General features: G+C 68.6%; 7 protein-coding genes. 2 read left to right on the top strand and 5 right to left on the bottom strand.

The genetic code is table 11. The features are described 5' to 3' along the window. Positions 1-211: 211 nt before the first annotated feature. From FBZ90_RS26200 to FBZ90_RS26190, 3 genes are all read right to left on the bottom strand, one after another. Positions 212-1,834, bottom strand: a complete 1,623-nt coding sequence (locus tag FBZ90_RS26200) for a tetratricopeptide repeat protein (RefSeq protein WP_186456055.1) — start codon at positions 1,832-1,834, stop codon at positions 212-214. A 191-nt stretch (positions 1,835-2,025) separates the two neighbouring features. After that, positions 2,026-2,952, bottom strand: coding sequence for a ribokinase (locus FBZ90_RS26195; RefSeq protein WP_145736395.1), 927 nt, complete (start codon positions 2,950-2,952; stop codon positions 2,026-2,028). Positions 2,953-3,045: 93 nt separating this feature from the next. Further along, on the bottom strand, positions 3,046-4,764 hold the full coding sequence (locus FBZ90_RS26190; RefSeq protein WP_145736393.1) for a long-chain-fatty-acid--CoA ligase: 1,719 nt from the start codon (positions 4,762-4,764) through the stop codon (positions 3,046-3,048). 586 nt (positions 4,765-5,350) lie between these two features. Here FBZ90_RS26190 and FBZ90_RS28740 point away from each other — a divergent pair. Further along, positions 5,351-5,878 (top strand): cold-shock protein, encoded by a 528-nt coding sequence (locus tag FBZ90_RS28740; RefSeq protein ID WP_145736391.1) that lies wholly within the window; start codon positions 5,351-5,353, stop codon positions 5,876-5,878. Between the two features lie 78 nt (positions 5,879-5,956). Here FBZ90_RS28740 and FBZ90_RS26180 read toward each other — a convergent pair whose 3' ends face one another. Next, positions 5,957-10,993 (bottom strand): alpha-2-macroglobulin family protein, encoded by a 5,037-nt coding sequence (locus FBZ90_RS26180; protein ID WP_145736389.1) that lies wholly within the window; start codon positions 10,991-10,993, stop codon positions 5,957-5,959. A gap of 381 nt (positions 10,994-11,374) precedes the next feature. On the opposite strand from FBZ90_RS26180, the gene FBZ90_RS26175 reads away from it, so the two are divergent. After that, positions 11,375-12,019 carry a DUF1345 domain-containing protein gene (locus FBZ90_RS26175; protein WP_145736387.1) on the top strand — a complete coding sequence of 215 codons (645 nt, stop codon included), beginning with the start codon at positions 11,375-11,377 and terminating at the stop codon, positions 12,017-12,019. Positions 12,020-12,092: 73 nt separating this feature from the next. Here FBZ90_RS26175 and FBZ90_RS26170 read toward each other — a convergent pair whose 3' ends face one another. Continuing rightward, the gene (locus tag FBZ90_RS26170; RefSeq protein ID WP_246130888.1) at positions 12,093-15,218 is read right to left on the bottom strand and encodes an efflux RND transporter permease subunit; all 3,126 of its coding nucleotides are present in this window, start codon (positions 15,216-15,218) and stop codon (positions 12,093-12,095) included.

Raw genomic sequence — 15,218 nt, 5'->3', positions numbered from 1 at the left:
AGACATAACTTCGAGCGTTCTGCGGCGACCCTCTCCCGGCCATCAGGCCAACCATCCTACCAGGAGGCGGCCCGATGAGTGGAACTCATACAAGCCCAACTCATGCCCTAGGACGCGACCGCGTCCGCCGGACCTTTCCGGGAAACGAAGTGGACTGGAAAGGGAGGATAAGCCAAGCCAGCGGATGCTGGCACCCGGCGTTTGAGGGAACTCAGATGAAGAAATGTATCTGCGTGCGGTCATAGCCGGTGCCCAGCAGCATGGGCTGGCCCTGGTGCACCGGGAAATCGTGGCCGAAGAAGTAGACCGCCTGCTTCCAATGGTTGGTGCGGGCGGCGGAGCGGGAGCTGTAGACCACCTCCTCGTCCATGTGCAGGTCGAACCAGAAGGCGACCCCCTGCACCAGGCCGGGGCGGGTGGCCTGGACGGTCAGGCTTTTCAGGTCACTGTCCGGCATGCTGACGCGGAAGTCGAAGAACCAGGCCGGAAACGGGTCCGACAGCATCTGGTGGTCATCGGCGACCAGGTCGATCTGCTGATAGCCGGGCGCGCGGAACTGGTCGAATCGGCTCATGTCGAAGCCGCTGACGCTGCGGATGGGGCTGACGCGCCGCAGGTCGTCCGCCTGGATCAACTGGGCCCAGACGGTGGCGGCGGCGGGAATGACGCGGGCGCCGGGGCGGGCCAGGTTACGCCGGGCGTGGTCCAGGATGGCCAGCATGTCGGGCGCCAGCATGCCGACATTGACGATGTCGGACACCAGCACGTCCGCCGGGCGCGGCAAATCCACGCCCAGCTTCAGGTCCTGCGGCTTCTTGGCCAGGATGGTCACGCGGTCGGCGTAGCCGTTCAGCGCCACCGTCTCGCGCGCCACGGTGGCCAGGGCGGCCAGCGGCTCCGACGCCACCACCCGGGCGGCGCCGGCGCGGGCGGCCATCATGCTGACCAGGGCGGAACCAGCGCCCAGTTCCAGCACCAGGTCGCCCGGGCGGATGGCCCGCAGCAGCGCGGCCTCATAGGCGTCGTTGCGTTCGTGATCGTTCAGGCGGGGGATGTGCCAGGCCGGCACCTGGGTGCTGCGCAGCAGTTGCAGCGCGTACTGCACCGCCTGGTTATCCGGCAGGCGCGCCTGCACGCCCGTCAGCAGCGCCACGGCATCGTCGGTGCGATCCTGGCCCTGGAACACCTGGGCCAGGCAGATCGCCGCCTCATACCGGCTGCTGTCGGCGGCCAGCACCTGGGCGAACAGGCCGCCCGCCTCGTCCAGCCGGCCGGTGTAGAGCAGCAGGGTGCCCAGGTTGTAGAGGGCGTCCAGATTGTCGGGCAGCAGGCCCAGGGAGTGGCGGAAGCAGAACTCCGCCTCCTCCAGGCTGCCCAGCTCACGCAGGGTGTTGCCCAGGTTGTTGTGCGCCTCGGCATAGCGGGGATTGATCTCCACCGCCTCGCGGAAGCGGGCCTCGGCCTCGGCCAGGCGACCCAGGGCGCGCAGGGCGTTGCCCAGGTTGTTCTGGCTGACCGCGTCCTCGGGATTGAGGGCGACGGCGGTGCGGAAGCAGGCCTCCGCCATCTCGAACTGCCGGCAGCCATACAGCAGGACGCCCCGGCTGTTGTGGTACTGGAAGTTCTCGCCGTCCAGGGCGATGGCCTGTTCGAACAGGTCGTTGGCCTCGATGGGCCGGTTGGCCTTCAGCGCGATCACGCCCAGCAGGTGGGTCGCCTCCGCATGGGCCGGATCGGTCGCCAGCGCGGTGCGGCAGCTCATCTCCGCTTCCGCCAGGAAGCCGGCCATCAAGTGTTGGCGGGACAGGTCCACACAATCCTGGACGAAGGACATCCACTCCTCCTCGGGGGCAAGGTCGCGTCTTTGCGCCGGAAGGAGAGCAAGGGGTGTGCCAGACGCACCCCTTGCCGAAGGGCTTGGATTCCCTACAGGATTGCAATGAACCATCGGCGGTGCTGGACGCCCCGCGCCCAGCCGGGAAGCGTCGCCGGGCAAAGCTTGCCGGGCAGGTTAGGCCAGGCGGATCAAGCGAGAACGGCCAGCACCTCATCCCCCGTGGGCATGGCGTCGCCCGCCCCCACCCGGGTCACCGCGATGCTGGCGGCGACGTTGGCATGGCGCATGGCCTGGGGCAGCGTGTCACCCAGGGCCAGGCGGGCGGCCACGGAGCCGACGAAGCAGTCACCGGCGCCGGTGGTGTCCACCGCCTTGACCGTGCGGCCGGACACGATGACCTGATCATCGGCCGTGACCGCCAGCGCGCCGCGCACGCCCAGGGTGGCCACCACGGTCTGCCCGGGGCGCCGCATCAACCGGCGGGCCGCCGCGGCGACGGCGTCCACCGGCGCGTCGCCGGCCAGGTCCACGCCGGCGAAATGGCCCAGCTCCGTCTCATTCACCACCAGGATATCGATGTCGGCCCACAGGCTGTCGGGCGCGTCGTCCAGCGCCGGGGCGGCGTTGAGGATGGTGGTGGCGCCGACCGCGCGGCCCCGGCGGAAGAAATCGGCGATGGTGGCCCGGGGGATTTCGAACTGGCTGACCAGGATGTCGCCCGCCTGGAGGGTAACGGCGTCCAGGTCGGCCGGCGCCACCTCGCCATTGGCGGCGGGGATGACAACGATGCTGTTCTCCGCCTGGGCGTCCACCATGACGATGGCGGTGCCGGTGGCCGTGTCGGTGCGGGCGACGCCCCGGGTGTCCACACCGTTGGTCTGGAGGAAGGCCAGCGCCTGGTCGCCGAACGTGTCACGGCCCACGCGGCCGATGAAGGCCACGTCCACACCCCGCCCCTGGCCCTGCCGCGCCGCGGCCACCGCCTGGTTCAGGCCCTTGCCGCCACGGCCGAAGGCGACGGTTTCACCGCTGACGGTCTCCCCCGGGCGGGGGGCGCGGCGCATGGTGGTGAGGACATCGGTGTTGATGCTGCCGGCGACGACGACTTTGGGCATGGGAGAACCTGATCAACGGAGTGGAAAAATGAGGACGGCGGCGATGCCGGAGCACCGCCGCCGATCCAGTCTACAAAACCAAACGTGGCTGCGTCAGGAGACCTTGGCGGCCTTCTCCGCCTCCAGCTCGTCCAACAGGGCCTTGCGCGACAGCTTGCCGATCATGGTCTTCGGCAATTCGGCGCGGAACTCCACCTGCTTGGGCAGCTCGATGGCCGACAGCTTGTCGCGCAGGAAGTCGCACAGCTCGGCCTGGGTCAGGGTCTGGCCCTCGGTCAGCTTGATGTAGGCCTTCACCGTCTGGCCGCGGTAGGGGTCCGGCACGCCCAGCACGATGCACTCGTTGACGGCGGGGTGCAGGTAGATCGCCTCCTCCACATTGCGCGGATAGACGTTGTAGCCGCCGGCCAGGATCATGTCCTTGATGCGGTCGACGATGTAGATGTAGCCGTCCTCATCCATGTAGCCGACGTCGCCGGTGTGCAGGCGGCCGTCGCGCAGGGTGATGGCGGTTTCATCGGGGCGCTTCCAATAGCCCTTCATGACCTGCGGCCCGCGGATGCAGACCTCGCCCCGCTGGCCCTGGGCCACGGGGGTCTTGCCATCCTCGACATCGATGATCTCGATGATGGTGCCGGGCACCGGTAGTCCGATGGAGCCGACCTTCACCTTGCCGCCCACGGGGCCGTCGATGGGATTGACCGTGGCCACGGGCGACGACTCGGACAGGCCGTAGCCCTCCACCAGCTTGCAGCCGGTGTGGCCCTCGAAGGTCTGGCAGACATCCAGCGGCAGCGGCGCGCCGCCGGAGATGCTGAAGGCCAGCGAGGACAGGTCGTACTTGGCCCGGTCCTTGTAGTTGTTGATGGCGGTGTAGATGGTGGGCACCGCCGGGAACTGGGTCGGCTTCTTCTTGTCGATGGTGTCCAGCACCTGCTCGATCTCGAACCGGGGCAGCAGGATCATCTCCGCCCCCAGGTAGATCGACAGGTTCATGACGCCGGTCATGGCGAAGACATGGAACAGCGGCAGCACGCCCAGCATGCGCTCCTGCCCCGGCCGGCCCTGGTAGAACCACAGCGCCGACTGCACGGTGTTGGCGGTCAGGTTGGCGTGGGTCAGCATGGCGCCCTTGGGGATGCCCGTGGTGCCGCCGGTGTACTGCAGCACCGCCACGTCCTGCACCGGGTCGATGGTGACCGGGGTGTAGCGGCCGTCGTTGGCCGTCAGGGCGCGGAAGCCGATGTTGTGGGCGTCGGCCGGCGGACGGGCGATGTCCTTCCGCTTGGCCAGCGGATACAGCAGGTTCTTGGGGAACGGCAGGATGTCGGCCATGCGGCCGGTGACGATCTTCTTCAGGCAGGTCTGGGCCAGCATCGGCACCAGCTTGCCATAGCACTGGGGCACGTCGACCGTGATCATGATCTCCACCTCGGAGTCATTGATCTGCTTGACGAGCTCGCGCTCCGCATACAGCGGGTTGAAGTTCACCACCGTGGCGCCGGTTTTCAGGATGCCGTAGTAGCAGAAGACGGAATACGGCGTGTTGGGCAGGAACAGGCCGACATTGCTGCCCCGGCCCACGCCCAGCGCCTGCAAACCCTTCGCCACCCGGTCCACCATGTCGGCGCCCTGGCGATAGGTGTAGCGCTTGCCGAGGAAGTCGATGAAGGGGCGGTCGGCGAAGCGCGCGGCGGAGCTGTCGAACAAGTCCGTCAAGGGCTTCACCGGTATGGGCGCGTTCCAGTCCACGCCCGTCGGATAGCTATGTTCCCAAATGTGCGCCGCACTCACGGCCGGGTCGGCCATCATACGTTTTCTCCCCAGGGGCGGCCCGCCACTCAGGTATGGGGTGCCACCGCTCCAATTGTGTTTTGAAGCTCAGGGTGCCGACCTGGCGACGAGGGACGCATACCCGGCGGTCGTATCGGCAACCGACATGCCGGGGCGTTGGTCCCCGGTCTAGGGCGGTAACGTGCCTGGATCGTGGACGCTACTCAAGCGTTTCCTGAACAGGGGACTGTTAGGCCGGCGTTAGGCAGCTGGGGCGGTCACATCGCCACCGGCAACCTTCCCATGTGACAGCAACCAGAAATTGCCACCCGTGACCGATCGCCCCCGTGGAACAGCGCCGGCGCGGAAGGTGAGATGTCCCTGCTGCCGCCTGTGGATGACGAGACGGAAGTCCCTGCCGCAGCGCAACATTTCGCCACACATTACAGTAGCGGTCCCGGGGAGTTTATGTTTACCATTAAGACGGGTTAAGCCGCCGCATTGACAGTAAATCAGGGACAGTTCCGGGACACCGGACGCACCGGCGCGGTGGTTATTGGGAGGTGAGATCATCGGGCCGGCGCCCGTCTGGGCGAACCCGGCGCAATCGGGAAGGTACTGCCTCGTGCCACGCTTCGGATCGTATGACGCCTTCAGCCAGGACGAGGGTCTCCCGGCCAAGGCCCAGGTTAAATGGTTCAACACCTCCAAAGGATTCGGCTTCGTCGCCCTTGAGGACGGAACGCCCGACGCTTTCCTGCACATTTCGGTGATCAGCCGGGCGGGTTTGGCGGACATCTCCGAGGGAACGGAACTGCTGTGCACCATCGGCGCCGGGCCCAAGGGCCCCCAGGTGCTGCGCATCGTGGAGGTCACCGGAACGGCGGCCCCGCCGGAACGCGCAGCCGCCCCGCGCACCCGGGACCGGGTGCCCACGGGTTCGGAGATCGAGATCGACGGCACCGTCAAATGGTTCAAGGCCGACAAGGGATTCGGCTTCGTCCTGGCCGATGACGGCGGCAAGGACGTCTTCGTGCACAAGAGCGTCCTGCGCCGGTGCGGCATGGATCATCTGGATGAGGGACAGCGGGTGCAGATGCGCATCGCCGACGCCCCCAAGGGCCGCGAAGCGGTGTGGGTGGCCCTGGCCTGAGGTCACCGCCGGCTTGACCAGCTTTAAAAAGCAGCCCCGGAAGCGACGCTTCCGGGGCTGTTTTCATGTGGGGTCGGTTCAGGGAAGGATGGTGAGGCTGCCGGCGGCGCCGGTGGCCTGGTGGTTGGGTGAGGTCCATTCCTCCACCTGCGATGGCGCCAGGGAATAGGTGCCGGGCAGCACCGCCCGCACCAGGTAGACCAGCCGGAACTCGCGGCGGTCCGCCGGCAGATCCACCGCGGCGACGTAGCGATCCTCGCGCGCTTCCACATGGGTGGCGTCACTGAGGTCGCCCACGGCGCCCGCCAGCTCCGGCGGCAGGCCGCCCCGGGCGATTCGCACCGTCTCGATGGTCAGGCCCGCCGCCACGGGGTCGCTGACCAGCACCTGGGTCGGGGCCGTCCCCTCCACCTTGCCCGACAGCACGACGGCCAGCAGGTCGTTCTGGTGGATGCGGGCCGGGTCCACCGGCCGGCCCTTCAGGTCCAGCAGGCGGCGGTCGATGGAATATCCCTGCGCCGTGGCGCCGGGGGTGCCCATGGGAGCGGCCAGGGGGATGCCGGCGACGGCCACCGTGCGCTGGATGGCGGCTTGGCCGCCGTTGGTGACGGTCAAGGCGCGGCCGCCGATCTCCAGACGGCGCACCAGGGGCCGGGTTTCCGCTGGCGCCTGCCCCGCCAGCCCCAAGGTCATGGAGCCGGCGCGCTGCATCAGGCCCCGGCTGGCCACCAGCAGCCAGGCGCGTTCCTGGCTGCTGATCAGCGCCGGTTCGCGCAGCAGGCCCTGCACCTCGCGTGCCTGGGCGGTCACCCGGTCCAGGGGCGCGTTGCCCTCGGCCAGCAAGGCCAGGCTGGCCGCCCGGTCGCGCAGGTCGGAGCCGAAGTCGCGCATGCCCGGCAGGGTGATGCGCAGGCCGTCGACCCTGTTGTAGGCGTCCTGAGCCTGGGGCAAGCCCACCGCGGCCAGCGCCGCCGCGACGTGCGCCCGCGCCAGACGGGTCGGCAGCTTGTCCCAGAAGGTTTCATAGAAGTAGCGCACCGGCGTGGCGTCCACCGCCTTGGCCTTGGCCACGACGGCCAGGCCATAGGCGCGGGCGGGCAGGTCCGCCGGTTCCACCCAGCTGTTGCCGATGCTGCGCACCAGCCAGTCCAGGCCCTTGCGGTAGGGCGCGTCGGGCACGGCGTGGCCGGTGTCGCGCGCCCGGGTCAGGAAGTCCATGACGTAAGCCGACAGCCAAGGCTCCGCCGGGCCATCCGCCGACCACAAGGCGAAACCGCCGTCCGCCCGCTCCAGTGTCAGCAGCTTGTCGATGGCGCGGTCGATGCGCTCCCGCAGGGTGGCGTCGGTATAGAGGCCCAGCGCCTTGCCCGCGTCACCCAGATAGAGCAGCGGCAGGGCGCGGCTGGCGATCTGTTCCGACGACCCATAGGGGTTGCGGTCCAGGGTCATGAGCAGGCCGGGCACGTCCAGCTCCGGCAGGGGGCTGAGCGCCAGCCCCGACACCGCCGTCTCCGGACGCAGGCCCTGGGCCGATTCGGCCGGGACCTGGACGCTGGCACCGGGCCGGATGTCCGCCGTCTCATGCCGGGTGACGACGGGCAGATTGCCCCGCACCGGCACGGTGAACTCACGGGACAGCACCACACCCTCGGGCCCCTTGACCGTCATGAGCAGGCGGCCCGATCCAACGGCCAGGCCCTTCATCACGCGATTCAGGGTGACCTTGCCGCCCTTGGCCAGGCCATGAAAGACGGCCACGATCTCCCGCGGCTCCGGCCGCTGCACATCCTTGCCCTTGCGCTTCTTGGCGCCCACGCCGCGGTTGGCCGTATCCACCGGGAAGGCGAGCGGCCCCTCGGCCTGCAGGGTCACCGTGTAGGTGCCCCGCGTGCCGCTGACGTTGTTCAGGGTCAAGGCCAGACGGACGGTATCGTCCGGCGCAAGGAAGCGGGGCAGCGCCATATCGGCGCGCACCGGGTCGCGCACCGACAGGACCCGGTCGGCATGGCCCAGGGCGCCGGCCGACCACACGGTCGCCATCAGACGCAGGCGGCCCTGGAAGTCCGGCAGGGTCAGGGGCACCTGCACCTTGCCATCATTCCCCACGGGCAGGATGCCCGAATAGAGCGCCACGACGGGCGCGCCCCGGGGCGGCACCGTGTCTGAGGTGGGGACGGGCGCGGGCGCGGCGGCGAGCGGGGCGCCGTGCGGCGCGGTCAGGCGGCCGTAAACGTCGTGGATCTCCACGCCCAGTTGGCGCTGGCCGAAGAACCAGGCCTCCGGGTCCGGAGTCTTGTAGCCGGTGAGGTCCAGCACACCCTGGTCCACGGCGGCCAGCACCAGGTGGACGCCCTGGCCGGCGGCAACGCCCGGCACCACGACGGGGATGTGCACCGTCTGGTGCGGCTTGGCCTCCGCCGGACCTTCCACCTTGGGCGTCAGCGTGCGGCTGACCAGGGTCACGGGTAGGAAATCCACCCCGACGGCCCGCCGCGGCAGGGAGCGGCGGCCAGCCTCCACAGGCGCGAAGGCGTTGGCGATGACATAGGCGCCGCCGCCGATGTCGGCATCCACCGGGATTTCCACCAGGGCGCCCTCGGCCCCGATCTCCCGGGTCAGGGTCTGGCGTACCGCCCGGTCGGCCAGGGTGATCAGCACGGTGCTGCGGTAGGGCGGACGCACGAAGACGGCCGCCTTGGCCCCCGGCACCACCGGACCGCCGCCCACGGCGCCCTTCACCGTCACCTCCACGGCGTCCGGCGTCTCACCCAGCCGGGCGCTGACCCAGGAGCCGGCGGCGAAGCGCACGCTGCCCGACACGCCGGTGGCGGGATCGTACACTTCCAGCCGGTAGCGGCCGGACGACACGGGCACCTCGACGCCCGCCGGCGCCTTGGCCGTGGTCGCCAGCGTACCGCCCGTCACCTTCTGGTCGTGAATCTGGGGCTTGTAGTCCCAGCTGCCGTTGGCCTCGAACCAGACATAGTCCAGGCGTTCCTCGTACAGGTCATAGGACAACTGTCCCTTGTCCAGCGGCTTGCCGTCCGGCGACACGGCGATGACGTCGAAGGCCGCCGTGGCCCCTTCGGGCACGGCGTCATCGTTGAACCGCGGACGAATGCCGATGGTGTAGGGGTGCCGCTCCACCGGGACCACCAGATCATGGCCGGTGGTGCCACCGCCCACGTCGAACAGGGCGGCATGGAACACCGCCTCCAGCGGGCGGGACCCGTCCAGCTTGCCCTTCAGCGACACAGGCACGGTGGCGACGCCATTGGCATCGGTGGCGAAGCCGGGCAGAGTTTCCTGCCGGGGGGCGCCGTCCTCCTGCGCCAGGCCGAAGCGGTAGCCTTGGAATTGCGGCCCCTGAAGCTCGGGGAAGGGATCGGCGGCGGCGCGCAGCGTGACTGACAGGGTGCCGGCCAGGTTGGCGGCCGGGGCGCCGCTGGGCGTGCGGCCGTTGATCGACAGCGTCAGGGTGCCGTCCGGCCCCACCCGCGCCTGGTCGGCGGACAGGTCCAGGTTCACGCGCGGCGGCACGAAATCCGCCACCTGGAAGCGCAGGGTGCCCACGGCGGGGCCATCCGCGTCGGCATGGGCCGTGACGGTCCAGGTGCCGGTGGCGGCGTTGCCGGGCAGATCCACGGTGGCGGCGAAGCCCCCCATGCCCCGGTCGGTGAGGCTATAGCGCTCGATCTCCAGCCCATCGGGGCGCTGGACCTTCAGGGTCAGGGGACGGCCGGCCACCGCCTGGCCGGCGGCATCGCGCAGCAGGGCGGTGACATGCACCACCCCACCCGGGCGATAGATGCCGCGCTCGGCGAAGACATAGGCGTCCAGGGCGCCCGGGGCGGGACGGCCGGCAGCGCCGCGCGCGGCCAGGTCCAGGCCGGGGGCCGACAGATCCAGGAAGCTGAAATCGCCATCCTTGGTGCTGGCGAACAGGGCCTGGCCCTTGGCCGCGCCGGAGGCCGGGTCGAAGCGGGCGGCGCCATCGGACCCGGTCAGCGCCTTGCCCAGTTCCTTGTTGTCGCGGGCGGCCACCCGCACCTCAACCCCCGCCAGCGGCGTGGCCGTGCGCAGGGAATGGACGTAGACCTGCAAGCCGTTGGTGCCCGACAGCGTGGTCAGGCCCAGGTCGGAAACGATGAACCACTGGGTGGCGCGGCCTTCCCAGCCGGCGGTCTTGGCGACGGCATCCTCCGCCACCGCGACATACACGCCGGGCTTCAGCTGGCCCAGGACGGCATCGATGGGGAAGGGTGTCACCTGCGGCTGGTTGCGCTTGGCGCCCACGGCCATTTCACCGCGCCACACCAGCTCGCCGTTCTTTTCCACCAGCGAGCCCACATCCAGATCATTCAAGGTCTGGTTCAGGCGGCCGTAATAAATCTGCTCCACCAGGGAGCGGTCCTTGATGTGCAGCACCTGCAGGCGCGCGCGCTCCACATTGATGGTGCGCAGGGGCAGGCCCTCGCGGCCGATGCGCGGCAGGATGTAGCCGCCGCCGCGAAAGGACAGGACCGGACGGCGGTTCAACACCTCGATCTCGCGCGACTGCGGCGCGGCCAAGGTCTCGGCGCCGCCGGCGGCGGGCAGGCCGGCCTTCAGGGTGACGGTGTAGCGGTGGCCGTGCTCCAGCTTCTGGACGCACAGGGTGCGATCCCGCGCCACCACCGGCTTCTGCACGGGGGTCCCGGCGGCGTCGGCACCGGCTGGGGCGGCACCGGCGGGGGCGGCACTGGCGGGGGCGGTGTTCCTGGCCAGCACCTCGACCTTGCCGGCATAGGGGTCCTGAAGGCCGGGCCGGGCCTTGGCCAGGGGCCGGTTGAAGGTGAAGCAGGCCTCCGGGTCATCACGCTCGGCGTTCACCTCCAGCCCGGTCAGGGCGAAGGGGCCGGTATCGGCCGGCGCCTGAGTCGCCCCAACGGGGGGGGCCTTCGGAGGATCGCCAGGCCCGTTCTTGGGAGATGGGGCCTGGAGAGATGGGGCCGGGGGGGATGAAGGCTGGGCGGCCGCCGGCTGGGGTGCTGGCGCGCGCTCTTGCGGGGAAGCTGTGGCGGCGGCGGGCAGGAAGACAGCCAAAGCGAGGGCCGCGGCGAAGCTACGCACCATGGGCGACGGGGCCTCCACCCCGATAATGACGGCAAGAAACCAGGAAAGCCGGCACCCGTATTGAAGGGGCATCCAGCCAGTCAGGGCGCCAGAGGACGATGTTTTGGACGCTATTGCAACAGGCGCGTTGTCGATACGGCACGCCGTTCGGCCTCACATCCCTAGGCCAAAGGGGATAGCGGGGCGTGAGCGGGGCTGTGGCGGACGCTTTGCCCTGCCCCATCGCCCCCTTTTACACCTGGCATATCCCCAGGCTTAGCCTCAGGGACCCCTCCTCGGTCGAAACGCCGGCCCGGCCTTTCCACTTGTTTCCTTGCCCCGGCCCGGCTGTCCGCCTAACGCTGGGATCGTTCCTTCCCCACCGCCTCCGGGGCCGACCTCATGGCCATCGTCAATCCATTGCGACCATTTCGGCACCATCCCAGCCTGTTCATCGGGCTGGCATTCGGCGGCGGCGTGGGCCTAGCCGCGTCGCGCGCCGTCCACACGGTCAGCGCCGTGCTGATCGGCTGGTGCGCCGGCGTCGCCCTCTACATCACCCTGGTGCTGATCCAATTCGGCCGCGCCAACCTGGACAGCATGCGGTCCCGCGCGCGCGACCTGGAATCGGGCAAGTGGATCATCCTCATGGTCGCCAGCACGGCGGCCCTGGCCTCCCTGGTCGCCATCGTGCTGGAGGTGGCGGACGCCAAGGGCACGGCCCATGTCGGCGCCAGCGCCGCCCTGGGGGCCGCCACCGTGCTGTGCTCGTGGAGCTTCGTCCACGTCATCTTCGCCCAGCACTACGCCCATTCCTACTGGCTGGAGGGCAAGGGCATCGACTTCCCCGGCTGCACGCAGCCCGATTATTGGGAATTCCTATACTTCGCCTTCACCATCGGCATGACGGCCCAGGTGTCGGACGTGACGACGCAAGGGCCCACCATCCGCCGGCCGGTGCTGGCCCACAGCCTGCTGTCCTTCCTGTTCAACACCGCCATCCTGGCGCTGGGTGTCAACATGGGGGCCGGCCTTCTGGGGAACTGACACCAAGAAGATAGGGCGGGCCCTTGCGGCGCCCGCCCTATTTCAATCCTCTGCCGGCCCTCTGCCGCGGCGCTCACTCCGCGCTTTTCACCACCGGGTGCAGGGCGGCGGGGTGGCTCGGCCCCTCCTTGGGGGTGATGAAACGCCCGAACTTGGGCGACAGCCACTTGTTGATGTCGTCCACGATGGTGAAGACGGCGGGGACGAACACCAGGGACAGCAGGGTGGAGGTGATCAGGCCGCCAATGACCGCCGTCGCCATCGGCTGCTGGAACGAGCTGTCGTTGCCCACGCCGATGGCGATGGGAACCATGCCCGCCACCATGGCGATGGTGGTCATGATGATGGGGCGCGCGCGCTTGGCGCCGGCGTCCAGCAGGGCCTCGCGCCGGTTCATGCCCCGGTCGCGCATCGAGACGATGGCGTACTCCACCAGCAGGATGGAGTTCTTGGTCACGATGCCCATCAGCATCAGGATGCCGATGAGGGCGGGCAGCGACAGGGACATGTGCCCGATCAACAGGGCCGCGAAGGCGCCGCCGAAGCTGAGCGGCAACGCGGTCATGATGGTCACCGGCTGGAAGAAATTGCGGAACAGCAGGATCAGCACCGCCAGGATCAGCAGGAAGGCGGTGGCCAGGGCGATGGCGAAACCGATCATCATGTTCTGCATCTCCTGCGTCTGCCCATAGGCGGGCTTGGAGATGCCGGGCGGCATATGGGCCATGGAGGGAAGCTCATTGATCCGCTTCATCGCCTCGCCCACCTCTATGCCGCGCAGGTCGGCCTCGACCGCGATCTTGCGGGCCCGGTCGAAGCGCTCGATCTCCACGGCACCCGCGCCCATGCCGATGCTGGCGACGGCGCGCAGCGGCAGCAGGTCGCCGGCGGAGGTGCGGACGCGCAGGTTCTCCACCACGTCCATGTCCGACCGGTACTTGGGGTCGATCTGCACCCGGATGGGCACCTGGCGATCCCCCAGGTTGAACTTGGCCACGCTGGTGTCCAGGTCGCCCAGGGTGGCGATCTTGGCCACCTGGCCGATGGCGGCCACCGACACGCCCTGCTCCGCCGCCCGGTCGAAGAAAGGACGGATCTGGATTTCAGGACGCAGCAAGGCCGCGGTGGAGGTGACGTTGGCCAGGAAGGGCTGCTGCCGCATCTCGTCCAGCACTTGGTTGGAGAAGCGTTCCAACGCCGGGCCGTCGTTGCTGGTCAGCAGGACGCTGATGTCCTTGGCGCCCCAGCCGATGGACGAGTTGAAGCCGATATGGGCGCCTGGCACGCGGTTCAGTTCCGGCGTCACTGCTGCCTCGAAGTCCTGCTTGCTCATGCGCTCGGACTTGGGCTTCAGGATAGCGGTGACGGCACCGTTGCGCAGCTGGTTGTTGCGGCCAGCGCGGGTCCAGACGTGCAACACCTCGGGCCGCTTGGCCAGGATGTTGCCCACCATCTGAGTGGTCGCGTCGGTTTCGGCCAAGGTGGCGCCTGGCGGCAGGATGACCTGCACGGTGGACAGGCCGTTGTCGCTGGGCGGCACGAAGCCAGAAGGCAACATGGCGGCCATGACCAGCGACACGGCGAAGATGCCGACACCGGCCAGCACGGTCAGCCAGCGGTGGTTCATGCTCCATCCCAGCAGCCGGCCGTACTGCCGCAACCAGCGGCTTTCCGCGTCATGGTGGTCCGGCTGCGCCGGCTTCAGCATGTAGGCCGCCATCAGCGGCGTGATCAGGCGCGCCACCAGCAGCGAGAACAGGACGGCCACGGCCACCGTCACGCCGAAGGACTTGAAGTACTGCCCGACGATGCCGGACATGAAGGACACCGGCAGGAAGACGACGACGATGGTCATGGTGGTGGCAACCACCGCCAGGCCGATCTCGTCCGCCGCCTCCAGCGCCGCCTGGAACGGGCGCTTACCCATGCGGATGTGGCGGACGATGTTCTCGATTTCCACGATCGCGTCGTCGACCAGGATGCCCACCACCAGCGACAGGGCCAGCAGGGTGATGAAGTTCAACGAGAAGCCCATCCACTGGATGACCAGGAAGGTGGGAATGGTGGACAGCGGCATGGCCAGGGCCGAGATGAAGGTGGCGCGGCCGTCCCGCAGGAACCACCACACTACGATCACCGCCAGGATGGAGCCCAGCAGCAATGCCTCCACCGAGCCGGCGAAGCTCTGCTTGGTGTGTTTGACTTCGTCGAAGATCAGGTTGAAGTGGACGTCGGGATACTGCTTGCTCAGCTTCTCGATTTCCTCATCCACGCCCTTGGCGATGGTCACTTCCGAGGAATGGGGGGCGCGGCGGATGCTGAAACCCACCGTGGGCTGGCCGTCATAGCGGGAGATGTAGCGCATCTCCGACGTGCCATCGGTCACGGTGCCCAGGTCGCTGAGCCGAACCTTGGCGGCGGAACCGGCGAAGGTGCCGAAGTAGACGGGGATGGTGATCTCGGTGTTCGCCAGGTCCTCCACCGTGCGGGCGGAACCCAGGGTGCGGATGGACTGTTCCTTGGTCCCCACGGCACCCCGCCCGCCGGGCAGATCCACGTTCAGGGCGCGCAGCTGGGAATTGACCTCGTCGGCGGTGATGCCCCGCGCCATCAGGCGGTTGGGATCGAGGTTGATGCGGATTTCCCGGTCCAGGCCGCCGAAGCGATCGGTGGCGCCCACGCCAGGCACATGGGTGATGGCGCGGCTGATCTCATTGTCGATCAGCCAGGACAGTTCCTCCACCGACCGGGTGTCGGAGGAGACGGCGTAGGTCAGGATTTCGTCGCCCGTGACGTCCTGGCGCTCCACCTGCGGCTCATAGATGTCCGAGGGCAGGTTGGCCCGGATGCGGGAAATGGCGTTGCGCACGTCGTTCACGGCGCGGTCGGTGTCGTAACCGATCTTGAATTCAAGCACCGTGTTGGACAGGCCATCGGTGATGTCGGACGACACGTGATCCAGGCCGACGATACTGGACACCGCGTCCTCGACCAGCTTGGTCACCTGGACTTCCATTTCCGACGGCGCGGCGCCCGGACGGCTGACCGTCACGGTGACCACCGGGAAGTCGAGGTCCGGGCTGCCGGCCACGTCCAGCTTGAAATAGGCGATGATGCCCGAGATGATCAGGACGATGAACAGGACGATGGGCGGGATGGGATGGCGGATGGCGACCGCGGAGATGTTGCCGCTGCTCAT

This window comes from Nitrospirillum pindoramense (assembly GCF_007827955.1).
In the GTDB taxonomy this organism is placed as follows: domain Bacteria; phylum Pseudomonadota; class Alphaproteobacteria; order Azospirillales; family Azospirillaceae; genus Nitrospirillum; species Nitrospirillum amazonense_B.
The sequence above is the reverse complement of the archived record's forward strand: the minus strand, read 5'-3'. Positions and strand labels throughout refer to the sequence as shown.

Bases quoted from the DNA above. Each gene is read 5' to 3' on its own strand.
- FBZ90_RS26200 (WP_186456055.1), bottom strand. From the start codon at position 1,834: ATGTCCTTCGTCCAGGATTGTGTGGACCTGTCCCGCCAACACTTGATG.
- FBZ90_RS26195 (WP_145736395.1), bottom strand. From the start codon at position 2,952: ATGCCCAAAGTCGTCGTCGCCGGCAGCATCAACACCGATGTCCTCACC.
- FBZ90_RS26190 (WP_145736393.1), bottom strand. From the start codon at position 4,764: ATGATGGCCGACCCGGCCGTGAGTGCGGCGCACATTTGGGAACATAGC.
- FBZ90_RS26180 (WP_145736389.1), bottom strand. From the start codon at position 10,993: ATGGTGCGTAGCTTCGCCGCGGCCCTCGCTTTGGCTGTCTTCCTGCCC.
- FBZ90_RS26175 (WP_145736387.1), top strand. From the start codon at position 11,375: ATGGCCATCGTCAATCCATTGCGACCATTTCGGCACCATCCCAGCCTG.
- FBZ90_RS26170 (WP_246130888.1), bottom strand. From the start codon at position 15,218: ATGAGCAGCGGCAACATCTCCGCGGTCGCCATCCGCCATCCCATCCCG.